General features: G+C 72.1%; 11 protein-coding genes and 1 pseudogene. 5 read left to right on the top strand and 7 right to left on the bottom strand.

Annotated elements, in window-relative coordinates; translation table 11 throughout:
* Position 1: 1 nt before the first annotated feature.
* Positions 2-1,303: an MFS transporter gene (locus ACU436_RS24995; RefSeq protein WP_459029263.1), complete on the bottom strand. Its 1,302-nt coding sequence runs from the start codon at positions 1,301-1,303 to the stop codon at positions 2-4.
* A gap of 126 nt (positions 1,304-1,429) precedes the next feature.
* Here ACU436_RS24995 and ACU436_RS25000 point away from each other — a divergent pair, with 126 nt between their 5' ends.
* Positions 1,430-1,984, top strand: coding sequence for a YqgE/AlgH family protein (locus tag ACU436_RS25000; protein ID WP_459029265.1), 555 nt, complete (start codon positions 1,430-1,432; stop codon positions 1,982-1,984).
* A 24-nt stretch (positions 1,985-2,008) separates the two neighbouring features.
* Here ACU436_RS25000 and ACU436_RS25005 read toward each other — a convergent pair whose 3' ends face one another.
* Positions 2,009-2,455, bottom strand: coding sequence for an SdpI family protein (locus tag ACU436_RS25005; protein WP_459029267.1), 447 nt, complete (start codon positions 2,453-2,455; stop codon positions 2,009-2,011).
* Positions 2,456-2,688: 233 nt separating this feature from the next.
* Here ACU436_RS25005 and leuS point away from each other — a divergent pair, with 233 nt between their 5' ends.
* Entirely contained in the window at positions 2,689-5,574 is a 2,886-nt protein-coding gene (leuS, locus tag ACU436_RS25010; RefSeq protein WP_459029269.1) for a leucine--tRNA ligase, read from the top strand.
* Between the two features lie 146 nt (positions 5,575-5,720).
* Here the strand turns inward: leuS and ACU436_RS25015 are convergent.
* Together ACU436_RS25015 and ACU436_RS25020 are read right to left on the bottom strand one after the other, a co-directional pair.
* Positions 5,721-6,211, bottom strand: a pseudogene (locus ACU436_RS25015) (ATP-binding cassette domain-containing protein); the annotation flags it as partial.
* Positions 6,212-6,222: 11 nt separating this feature from the next.
* Positions 6,223-6,636: a DUF1707 SHOCT-like domain-containing protein gene (locus ACU436_RS25020; protein ID WP_459029271.1), complete on the bottom strand. Its 414-nt coding sequence runs from the start codon at positions 6,634-6,636 to the stop codon at positions 6,223-6,225.
* A 114-nt stretch (positions 6,637-6,750) separates the two neighbouring features.
* Between ACU436_RS25020 and ACU436_RS25025 the strand changes: the two genes are divergently transcribed.
* Complete coding sequence (locus ACU436_RS25025; RefSeq protein WP_459029273.1) at positions 6,751-7,329, top strand: TetR/AcrR family transcriptional regulator; 579 nt, start codon at positions 6,751-6,753, stop codon at positions 7,327-7,329.
* Positions 7,326-7,769 carry an acyl-CoA thioesterase gene (locus ACU436_RS25030; protein ID WP_459029275.1) on the top strand — a complete coding sequence of 148 codons (444 nt, stop codon included), beginning with the start codon at positions 7,326-7,328 and terminating at the stop codon, positions 7,767-7,769. The genes ACU436_RS25025 and ACU436_RS25030 overlap by 4 nt, the downstream gene beginning before the upstream one ends.
* Here the strand turns inward: ACU436_RS25030 and ACU436_RS25035 are convergent.
* The 3 genes from ACU436_RS25035 to ACU436_RS25045 all read right to left on the bottom strand — a co-directional run bounded on the left by ACU436_RS25035 (position 7,747) and on the right by ACU436_RS25045 (position 10,466).
* Entirely contained in the window at positions 7,747-8,286 is a 540-nt protein-coding gene (locus ACU436_RS25035; RefSeq protein ID WP_459029277.1) for a C40 family peptidase, read from the bottom strand. The genes ACU436_RS25030 and ACU436_RS25035 overlap by 23 nt on opposite strands.
* Before the next feature lie 517 nt (positions 8,287-8,803).
* Positions 8,804-9,883: an inositol-3-phosphate synthase gene (locus ACU436_RS25040; protein ID WP_459029279.1), complete on the bottom strand. Its 1,080-nt coding sequence runs from the start codon at positions 9,881-9,883 to the stop codon at positions 8,804-8,806.
* Complete coding sequence (locus tag ACU436_RS25045; protein ID WP_459029280.1) at positions 9,876-10,466, bottom strand: PadR family transcriptional regulator; 591 nt, start codon at positions 10,464-10,466, stop codon at positions 9,876-9,878. Before ACU436_RS25045 ends, ACU436_RS25040 begins: the two co-directional genes overlap by 8 nt.
* Positions 10,467-10,646: 180 nt before the next feature.
* On the opposite strand from ACU436_RS25045, the gene ACU436_RS25050 reads away from it, so the two are divergent.
* On the top strand, positions 10,647-11,057 hold the full coding sequence (locus tag ACU436_RS25050) for a DUF5318 domain-containing protein (RefSeq protein WP_459029282.1): 411 nt from the start codon (positions 10,647-10,649) through the stop codon (positions 11,055-11,057).
* Positions 11,058-11,291 lie beyond the last annotated feature (234 nt).

Genomic DNA, 11,291 nt, shown 5'->3' on the forward strand with positions numbered 1-11,291 from the left:
TTCACTGCAAGGCGATCCGGCGGGCCCGGCGGAGCTGCAGCTCGTGGCCCAGCAGACCGAGGACGTACAGCAGCGCCGCGGTCGCCAGGAGCCACGGGGCGAACCCGTCGGGCGGACTGAGCAGGGCGGCCGCGGCCACCGCCAGGACGTAGCCGACGTTGAACACGATGTCGTAGAGGGCGAACACGCGTCCGAGCACCTCGTCGCCGATCTCGCCCTGGACCGCCGCGTCGGCGCAGAGCTTGACGACCTGGCCGGTGAGACCGAGGACGAACGCAGCCACCATCACGGCGGGCAGTGAGAGCAGCGCGGCGACGGTGAGCTGCGTGACCGTGGCGACGACCAGTGCGACGCGCACCGTGCGCGGGCGCCCCCACCGACGCACCATCCACGGGGTGGCCAGCGCCGCCGTGCCCAGCCCGGCCGCGGCGAACACGATGGCCTCGCCGAGGCCGGCCATGCCCGCCCGCAGCGGGCCGGCATCGGTGAACGCGTAGCGGAACAGCAGGAGCGAGAGCAGCGTCGAGACGCCGAACGCGAGCCGGTGGGTGCCGAGGGCCAGGAACGAGGCGGCCACCGACGAGGTGGCGATCGTCGCGCGCGCGCCGTCGGCGAATCCGTGCAGGACGCTGCCGATCGTGGAGCGGCGGCCGTCGGTGCGGTCGGGGCCGAGCCGCCCGCGCCGGAACCCGGCGGCCAGCAGCGCAGCCGCCAGCGAGCCGGTGGCCGCCATGAGGGTCACGGCGGCCGAACCGGCGTTGCCCGTGCCGACGACCTCGCGCAGCCCGATCGACGTCGCCCCGCCGAGGGCGGCCATCGCGGCGCCTGCCGTCACGGCGAAGGTGTTGGCCTCGACCAGGTGTTGGCGCGGGACGACGTGGGGCAGTGCGACCGACAGCGCGGCGAGCACGAACCGGGTCACCCCGGCCACCGCCAGCGCGGGCAGGTAGAGCTGCACGCCGGCCCCGCCGGTCAGCACGACGGCCGCGACGACCACCACGAGTGCCGCGCGCACGAGGTTGGCGCCGACGAGGAGCCGCCTGCGGTCCCACCGGTCGATGAGCGCCCCGGCGAACGGCCCGATCAGCGAGTACGGCAGCAGCAGCACGGCGAGCCCTGCCGCCACGGCGAGCGGATCGGCCTGCCGCTCCGGGTTGAACAGGACCGCCCCGCCGAGGGCGGCCTGGAACATGCCGTCGCCCCACTGCGTGGCGAAGCGCACGACGAGCAGCCGGCTGAAGCCCCGGGTGCGCAGGAGCCGACCGAGGCCGAGTCGCGCGTCCGGTGGTGCGCCGGGGACCACAGGCGCGGGCGATGGCGATCCAGGGCCCGATGTCGGCACGGCTGGAGGCTACGCGCTGAGCCGGGGTGGGACGATGGTCGAGTGGTGGACGAGCGCTCCCGTTCTGGTTCGGCTCCCGGTTCGGAGGTGGCGCCAGGCACCCTGCTGGTGGCGGCTCCCGGGCTGCTCGACCCCCACTTCCGGCGCACTGTGATCTACGTCATCGAGCACCGTGACCGGGGCACCCTCGGCGTCGTCCTGAACCGGCCGAGCGAGGTCACGGTGCGCGACGTCCTCCCGTCCTGGGCGCCGCTGTCGTCGCAGCCGCCTGCGGTCTTCGTCGGCGGGCCGGTGGAGAGCGAGACGGCGCTGTGCCTGGCGGCCGTGCGCACCGGCCAGGACCCGAGCAGGGTGGACGGGCTGATCACGGTGCGCGGCCCGGTGGCGCTCGTCGACCTCGACTCCGACCCGGCCACGATCGCGCCGAACCTGCGGGGGTTGCGCGTGTTCGCCGGCTACTCGGGCTGGGACTCGGGCCAGCTCGCGGGTGAGATCGAGCGCGGCGACTGGATCGTCGTGCCCGCCATCCCGGACGACGTGCTGGCCCGCCACGACGCGCGGTTGTGGGGCCACGTGCTGCGCCGGCAGGGCATGCCGCTGTCGCTGCTCGCCACCTACCCGCTGGATCTCAGGAACAACTGACCGTGCAGCTCTTCCCGGGGTGTCTCAGCCCTGCTGGGCGCCCGCCGCCGCGGTGCGGCAGCCCGCCACCAGGTCGCAGCCCGCGCACGCCCCGCCACACAACGAGGAGCCCGGGTCCGGCTCCGGCACGGCCGCCGCCGCGCGGTCCCCCGCCACGCCGCCCACCCCGGTGAGGACGAAGACGGCGATCGTGCTCACGGCGACCAGCGTCCAGCCGAGCACGCCGGTGGCTCCGGCCAGGAGCGCTCCGCCGCCGATCAGGGACACAACGCCCGCCGCGCCGAGCGGGGCCGCCGCCACCTGGTTGGCCACGGCGAACGCGGCGTCCGAGCGCAGGCTCGCGGCCGTGCGCACCCCGGCCCAGCGGTTGCGACGCAGCTTCCGGCGCAGGCCGAGGACGGCGATCGTGAGCAGCGCGACACCGAGCACGACGAGCAGGACACCGAGTACGAGGCGGACCGGGAGCGGCACGGCGACCACCGTACGCGGTGCACGAAGGCCTACGCCTCGCTCCGGCGGCTCGCGTACCCGATCGCGCCGGTCGGCGCGTCGGCGCTACCCTGATGACGTGGCCCGCCGACTTCTTCTCGAGGCCGCGCCGCACTGAGCGTTCCCATACGCCCCGGCGCGGCCGACCCCTTTTGCCTGCTGGCGGAGGGGTCTTCTGGTTTTCGGGCCACCCACGGACTTCCCAGGAGCGGGACATGAGCACGGACACGAGCGCAGCCGCGCCGGAGCGCGCCGACGGCGGGAGCGGGTCGGGCGGGGAGGGCACCCCGCCGTTCCGGTACGGCGCCGCGCTGGCCGCGCAGATCGAGCGCCGGTGGCAGGACCGGTGGGAGCACGAGGGCACGTTCCACGCGCCGAACCCGTCCGGGCCCTGGGCCGATCCGGAGGCCACCGGTCGCGAGAAGGTCTACCTGCTGGACATGTTCCCGTACCCGTCGGGGTCGGGCCTGCACGTCGGTCACCCGCTGGGCTTCATCGGCACCGATGTGCTGGGCCGCTACCTGCGGATGAACGGCCGCACCGTGCTGCACACGATGGGTTTCGACGCGTTCGGCCTGCCCGCCGAGCAGTACGCGGTGCAGACGGGCACGCACCCGCGCAAGACCACCGAGGAGAACATCCAGCGCTACAAGGCGCAGCTGCGCCAGCTGGGCCTGGCCCACGACGAGCGCCGCTCCGTGGCCACCACGGACGTCGAGTTCTACCGCTGGACGCAGTGGATCTTCCTGCAGATCTTCAACAGCTGGTACGACGAGGAGCGGCAGGCGGCGCGGCCCATCGCCGAGCTGGAGGCGGAGTTCGCGCGGGACGAGCGGCGTACGCCCGACGGCCGTGGTTGGTCCGAGCTGACGCCGGCCGAGCAGCGCACCGTGATCGACGGCCACCGGCTGGCGTACATCTCCGAGGCGCCGGTCAACTGGTGCCCCGGCCTGGGCACGGTGCTGGCGAACGAGGAGGTCACCGCCGACGGGCGCAGCGAGCGGGGCAACTTCCCCGTGTTCCGCCGCAACCTGAAGCAGTGGATGATGCGGATCACGGCCTACGCCGACCGCCTGATCGACGACCTGGACCGGCTGGACTGGCCCGACTCGATCAAGACGATGCAGCGGAACTGGATCGGCCGTTCCGCGGGTGCGCAGGTCCGCTTCCCCGTCGACGGCACGCAGATCGAGGTCTTCACCACGCGCCCGGACACGCTGTTCGGCGCGACGTACATGGTGCTGGCACCCGAGCACCCGCTGGTCGACGCGATCGTCCGGCAGGAGTGGCCTGCCGACGTCGACGATCGCTGGACGTGCGGCGCAGCGACGCCGGCGGAGGCCATCGCCCTGTACCGGGTCGGCGCGGCGCGCAAGTCGGACCTGGATCGCCAGGAGAACAAGGAGAAGACCGGCGTCTTCACCGGCGCGTACGCCGTCAACCCGGTCAACGACGAGCGGATCCCGGTATTCGTCGCCGACTACGTGCTGATGGGTTACGGCACGGGCGCGATCATGGCCGTCCCCGGGCAGGACCAGCGTGACTGGGACTTCGCCGAGGCCTTCGGGCTGCCGATCGTCCGCACGGTGCAGCCGAGCGCGGGCTTCGACGGCGACGCGTTCACGGGCGAGGGCCCGGCGATCAACTCGGCGAACTCCGAGGTCAGCCTGAACGGCATGGGCATCGCCGAGGCGAAGCACGCCATCACCGAGTGGCTGGTCGCGCGCGGCGCGGGCGAGGCCGTGGTGCAGTACAAGCTGCGGGACTGGCTGTTCTCCCGCCAGCGGTACTGGGGCGAGCCGTTCCCCATCGTGTGGGACGAGGACGGCCCGGTGGCGCTGCCCGCCGACCGGCTGCCGGTCGAGCTGCCCGATGTCGAGGACTACTCCCCCAAGACCTACGCCCCGGACGACGCCGACACCGACCCGGAGCCGCCGCTGTCGCGGGCCGCCGAGTGGGTGGAGGTGGACCTGGACCTGGGTGACGGGATCCGGCCCTACCGCCGCGAGACCAACACGATGCCCCAGTGGGCGGGCTCGTGCTGGTACCCGATCCGGTACCTGGACCCGGAGAACCACCAGCGGTTCGTCGACGCCGACGTCGAGCGGTACTGGATGGGCAAGGATCCGACCCGTGAGAACGACCCCGGCGGCGTCGACCTGTACGTCGGTGGCGTCGAGCACGCGGTGCTGCACCTGCTGTACGCGCGCTTCTGGCACAAGGTCCTGTACGACCTGGGCCACCTGAGCTCGGAGGAGCCGTTCCGCAGGCTGGTCAACCAGGGTTACATCCAGGCCTACGCCTACACGGACGCCCGCGGCTCCTACGTCCCGGCCGAGGAGGTGGTCGAGGACGAGGACGGGCGTTTCACGTGGAACGGCCAACCGGTGCGCCGCGAGTACGGGAAGATGGGCAAGTCACTGCGGAACGTGGTGACGCCCGACGAGATGTGCGACCGCTACGGTGCCGACACCTTCCGCCTGTACGAGATGTCGACGGGCCCGCTGGAGGTCTCGCGCCCCTGGTCCACGCGGGACGTGATCGGCTCGCAGCGGTTCCTGCAGCGCGTCTGGCGCAACCTGGTGGACGAGCAGACCGGCGGGACCCGGGTCACCGACGCCGAGCCCGACACCGAGACCCTGCGCGTGCTGCACCGGGCGATCACCGGGGTGCACAGCGACTACGTGGGGCTGCGCTACAACACCGCGGCCGCCAAGCTGATCGAGCTGAACAACCATCTGACCAAGGTCTACGGCACGGCAGGGGTGCCCCGCTCGGTCGCGGAGCCGCTGGTGCTGATGATGGCGCCGCTGACGCCGCACGTGGCCGAGGAGCTGTGGTCGCTGCTGGGCCACGACGGCACGCTGGCCCACGGCCCGTTCCCGGTGGCCGACGAGCGGTACCTGGTGGCCGACACCGTCGAGTACCCGATCCAGATCAACGGGAAGGTGCGCTCGCGCGTCACGGTGCCGGCCGACGCCCCCACCGAGCAGGTGGAGGCCACCGCGCTGGCCGACGAGAAGGTCGTCGCCGCGCTGGCCGGCGGGGCACCGCGCAAGGTGATCGTGGTGCCCGGCCGGCTGGTCAACGTAGTGGTCTGAATGCTGGCGGGGCTTGATCAGCGCTTGCGGTTGTGCGGCTCTGTGACCGCACTCGTCGATCATGGTCGCCGCGGCTTGGCGCAGCGGGGCGTTCCGCGGAACCGGCCCCGAGTGGTCCACCGGCTCGGCATCGAGTCCCTGCTCCATCAAGATCGGACACCGGACCCGCGGAGCAGCCGGGCCACCTCGCCGCGCAGCGCGACGAACTCCGGCGACTCGCGCGCCGTGATCTGGTCCCGGTCGGCCGACGGCCAGGTCGGCGACGATGCGTGCCGGCGACGGTGAGAGCACCAGCACCCGGTCACCGAGGTAGACGCTCTCGTCGATGTCGTGGGTGACGAGCAGGACGGTGCAGTGTTCACCCGCCCCGCCGGCTTCCATCCCCCGAGCCCGGTCGCGCTGGACCTCCCGCAGCAGGTCCTCCGGCTCGAGCCGGGTCTGCACGTCGACCGATGCGAACGGCTCGTCCATCAAGGAGGACGGCGGGCCGGCAGACCAGCGCGCGGGCGATCGCCGCCCGTTGTTGCATGCCGCCGGACAACTGCCACGGGTACCGGTCGCCCACGTCCGCCAGCCCGACCCGGTCCACGGCCAGCGCCCGGCGTTCGGCCCGGTCGAAACCGCGCCAACCGGCGGGCGTCGGGCGTCCTACCCCTTCTTCTCCTTCTTGCCGAGCGCGCCTGCGACGAGCACGGCGGCCCAGATCCCGAGCGGGATCGCCGGCCAGAAGGGGTGCAGCGACCCGGACACCAGGGACGTCGTGCCCCAGATGGCGATCATGATGACCGCACCGCCCAGCCACTCGCGCCACTCGTTGAGCCACTTGTGGCGTTCGACGGCCGCCGCCGGCTCCTTCTTGGCGGGCACGGTGACGGCCGGCAGGTCGGCGGTGATCGGCTCGAGCTCGCCGTAGGTGGTGGCGGCGTACGCCGAACGCAGCCGGGCGTCGTACTCGGTGAGGTCCAGCCGGCCCTCGTCGACCGCGATCCGCAGCCGCTCGGCCGCTGCGGCGCGGTCGGCGTCGGAGATGCGCATGTGGCTGCGGTCGGCCTCGGAGCTCACGCGGTCGATGGTACGAGCGCTCGCGGTGGCGGGCATCGATCCGCCGGGCGATCCGCGCATAAACCCTTCGATGGATCTGGCCCCCCGCCGCGCGGCCGACTACCTTCTCTGTTCATGACAGAGAACCCTGCTACTGACAGGGTGGCGCGACGCCGGCGGGCCGCCATGGAGGAGATCCTGGATGTGGCGTGGCAGCTGGCGGCGGAGGACGGGATCGCCGGCGTCTCGCTGCGCGAGCTGGCCTCCCGGCTGGCGATGCGACCCCAGTCGCTCGCCTGGTACGTCCCGACCAAGAACGCCCTGTACGACCGGATGTACGCGCAGGGACACCAGCAGTTCCACGAGCGCCTCGCCGCGGAGGAGCCGCTCGACGTCGGGCGTGCCGCCCGGGTCTTCGCGGAGTTCTGCGTCGCGAGCCCGCCGCGCTACCAGCTCATCGCCCAGCGCACGGTGCCTGGGTTCACGCCGTCGGCGGAGTCGGCCGCGCTGGCCCGGCGCGCGTTCGGTGCCTGGCGCGCCGCCCTGGCCGGGGTCGGCGTCACCGGCCGGGAGTCCGTCGACGTCCTCACCGCGGTGGTGAAGGGGCTGGTCGACCAGCAGATCACCGTCGACCCGGCGGGCGACCGGTTCCTCCGCCACCTCGACGTCGTGATCGAGATGTTCCTCGCCCACCCGGCCGGGGCCCGGTCGTGAGCGGGCCGTTCCAGGTGCGGCTGGAGGTGCGCTCCTACGAGCTGGACACCCAGGGCCACGTCACCACCGCCGCCTACCTGCAGTACGCCGACCACACGCGGTGGAAGCTCCTCGAGGCCGCGGGCGTCGACCTCGAGGAGATGCGCCGCACCGGGGTCGGCCCGGTGACGCTGGAGACCACCGTGCGGTTCGTGCGCGAGCTTCGGCTCGGGCACGAGGTCGACGTGTCGTGCGTGTTCGACTGGCCCGGCGGCCGCACCGGCCGCGTCGCCCAGCAGCTCCGCCGGGCCGACGACGGGAGCCTGGTGGCGGAGCTCCGCAGCGTCGGCGGCGTCCTCGATCTGACGGCTCGGAAGCTGGTGCCGGATCCCGGTGCGGTGTGGCGCGGGCTCGCCCGGCGACCGGAGCTGCTCGGACTCAGACCCGGCGGGCCGAGTTGAACTTCATCCGGCCCATGTCGGAGATCTTGACCGGGCTCTTGCGGGTGCTGGCGTGCACGATCTTGCCGTCGCCGATGTAGATCCCGACGTGGCTGACCGGCTTGTAGAAGAACACGAGGTCGCCGGGCTGCAGGTCGCCGCGGGAGACCGGCGTGCCGACCTTCGACATCGCCCGGCTGGTGCGCGGCAGCGACTTGCCGGCCTTCTTGTACGACCACGAGACGAGGCCGGAGCAGTCGAAGGCGTTCGGTCCGCTCGCGCCGTACCGGTACGGCGAGCCGATCTTGCTCATCGCGTGGTCGAGCGCCGTGGCCCGGGTGGCTGCGGCCGCCGCGGCGGCGAGGGCGGGTTCGGCGAGCGAGGGGGAGCTCTCGACGACCGGCGTGACGGCCATCGCGACCGGGGCGGTCGGGGCCGGCTCCGCGCTGGCGGGCAGCACCGCGAAGACCGAGGCGACGGCGGCGGTGGTGGTCACGACGGCGGCGCGGGCCGCGAGGGCGGGGAGGTGCTTGGGCACGGGGGGTCCTCGGGGTAGCACCGGCGGAGAAGGTCCCGCGGGCCGGGGGAGCCCGCGGAGCCGACGGGATGCGCCGTGCACGGCCCGGTTCTCGCATTTCGGCCGTGCGGCACCCCGCCTGTCCGACGGTGACCCTGCGCCCTCCACCCCTGATGGGCGTCGGTAGCGCAGAGCCGTCCGGCACATTACGAACGGATTTAGATATCGGCCATGACGAAGCTCTCTATTGCACCTTCACCGCCCGGTGAACCCGCTCACCGTGCGCTGCGCCAAATAGGCCACTTGCCAGACACCCGTACTGCTTCCGGAACAGGTTGATCTCCTCATCCCGGGTGACCTGCGGCACTAGTCGTGTCGTGATGCGTTCGTGATTGCGGCAGACGAGTGAAGTTGCTTCCAGAATGGAACGGGCAGACAGTTTCTGAAAAGGTTGACGATCTGCAAACGAATCAGACCCCGGATCGTGGCGGCTGAGCCACGGCCGGGGTCTGATGGATGTGCGGTGCTGGGCGCGCGGTCAGCGCTCCCGTTCGCCGCGGATGAACTCCTCCACGGCCTCACGCGCGATGTCGTCGCTGTACTGCTCGGGCGGGGACTTCATGAAGTAGCTCGCCGCGGAGAGGATCGGCCCGCCGATGCCCCGGTCCTTGGCGAGCTTGGCCGCCCGCACCGCGTCGATGATGATCCCCGCGGAGTTGGGCGAGTCCCAGACCTCGAGCTTGTACTCGAGGTTCAGCGGCACGTCGCCGAAGGCCCTGCCCTCCAGCCGGACGTAGGCCCACTTGCGGTCGTCGAGCCACGCGACGTAGTCCGACGGCCCGATGTGGACGTTGTCCTTGCCGAGGTCGCGGTCGACCTGCGAGGTGACCGACTGGGTCTTCGAGACCTTCTTCGACTCCAGCCGCTCGAGCTCCTTCATGTTCAGGAAGTCCATGTTCCCGCCCACGTTGAGCTGCATCGTGCGGTCGAGCTGCACGCCGCGGTCCTCGAACAGCCGGGCGAGCACGCGGTGGGTGATCGTGGCGCCGACCTGGCTCTTGATGTCGTCGCCGATGATCGGCACGCCCGCGACGCGGAACTTCTCGGCCCACTCCGGGTCGGAGGCGATGAACACCGGCAGCGCGTTGACGAACGCCACGCCCGCGTCGATGGCCGCCTGCGCGTAGAAGCGGTCGGCCGTCTCGCTGCCCACCGGGAGGTAGGACACGAGCACGTCGGTGCGGGTGTCCCGGAGCACCTGCGCGACGTCGACCGGCTCGTCGTCGGACTCGTCGATCGTCTCGCGGTAGAACCGGCCGAGCCCGTCGAGCGTGTGGCCGCGCTGCACCGGAACGTCGAGCGGCGGGACGTCGCAGATCTTGATGGTGTTGTTCTCGCTGGCGGAGATCGCCTCGGAGAGGTCGCGCCCCACCTTCTTGGCGTCGACGTCGAACGCGGCGACGAAGTCGATGTCGCGAACGTGGTAGCCACCGAAGTCGACGTGCATCAGGCCGGGGACGCGCGTGGCCGGATCGGCGTCCGCGTAGTAGTGCACGCCCTGCACCAGCGACGCCGCGCAGTTACCCACGCCGACGACGGCGACACGGACCTCACTCATTGCGGCTCCTTCTCTCGTCTTCCTGGTCTGTCGGCTTCGGGGCGTCGTCCTGCGCGGCGCGCTCGGTGGCGATCAGTTCGTTGAGCCAGCGCACTTCCCGCTCGCACGAGTCGAGGCCGAGCTGGTGGAGCTGCTGGGTGTAGTTGTCGATCTGCTCGCGGGCCCGGCCGAGGGCGGCCCGCAGGCCTTCGCGGCGCTCCTCGACGGCCCGCCTACGGCCCTCGAGGATCCGCATGCGCGTCTCGGCGGGCGTGCGGGAGAAGAACGCGAGGTGGACGCCGAAGCCCTCGTCGTCCCACGCGTGCGGCCCGGACTCGGCCAGCAGCTCCGCGAGGCGCTCCTTGCCCTCGGCTGTGATCCGGTACACCCGGCGGCTGCGCCGTGGCCACGCGCCGGCCTCTGGCGCGGTCTGCTCGGGATCCTCGACGATGAGGCCGGCGCGGGTGAGGCGACGCAGCGCCGGGTAGAGCGACCCGTAGGAGAACAGCCGGAAGCCGCCCAGGCGCAGGCCGAGCTGCTTGCGCAGTTCGTAGCCGTGGACCGGGGCCTCCTGGAGGAGGCCGAGGATCGCGAGCTCGAGCACGACGACCTCACCTCCCTTGCCGCGATGCGATAGCACGTTCCGATAGCCCGGCACAGTATATCGAGCCGATACATCTCGGTGCAGTCCCGAGATCGCCTCAAGGTGACCGTCGATCGATCGATCGGGCCGGCCGGAGGCGTTCTCGCGCGTTCCGGGGAGGGGTCCGCGTACCCTGACCGGGTGCGCACCCAGCGGCAGGTGGTCGACTACGCGTTGCAGCGCCGTGCGCTGCTCGCCGACGTCCACTCCGGTCGGGTCGGGGTCGCCGAGGTCTGCGACGCCAGCCCGTACCTACTCCGAGCGGCGCGTTTCCACGGTGAGGCCACCGACCGCACGTGTCCGGTCTGCCGCAAGGAACGCCTCACCCAGGTCTCGTGGATCTTCGGCGACGAGCTCAGGCACGCCGCCGGATCAGCACGCAAGCCCGAGGAGCTCGAGCAGCTTGCGAACGTCCACGCCGACTTCTCCGTCTACGTTGTGGAGGTCTGCCGAACCTGCAGCTGGAACCATCTCGTCCTGTCCTATGTGATGGGCACGGGCGACACTCCCCACAGCCGCAGGTCCGATCGACGCAGGACCGCCGCCGAGTGACCGCAAACCTTCCCCCGAACCCCCGGAGCAGCGGTGAGTGATCAGCGCGACCCCCGGTTCGACGCGCCGCGGGGCCGTCCGCGGAACCCGCACGGCGGCCCGCCACCCCGGCAGGGCGGCCCGGCCGCGCCGCGCGGCCCCCAACGCAGGCAGGGGCCACCGCCCGGTTCCCGCGTTCCCCCGCAGCGCTACCGGACCGACGGCCCGCCGGTCCCGTCGGGGAGACGCCCCCCG

It is taken from the genome of Pseudonocardia wallangbongensis, assembly GCF_054486945.1.

Excerpts from the sequence above, each read along its gene's own strand:
- leuS (WP_459029269.1), top strand. The coding sequence starts at position 2,689 with ATGAGCACGGACACGAGCGCAGCCGCGCCGGAGCGCGCCGACGGCGGG.
- ACU436_RS25025 (WP_459029273.1), top strand. The coding sequence starts at position 6,751 with ATGACAGAGAACCCTGCTACTGACAGGGTGGCGCGACGCCGGCGGGCC.
- ACU436_RS25040 (WP_459029279.1), bottom strand. The coding sequence starts at position 9,883 with ATGAGTGAGGTCCGTGTCGCCGTCGTCGGCGTGGGTAACTGCGCGGCG.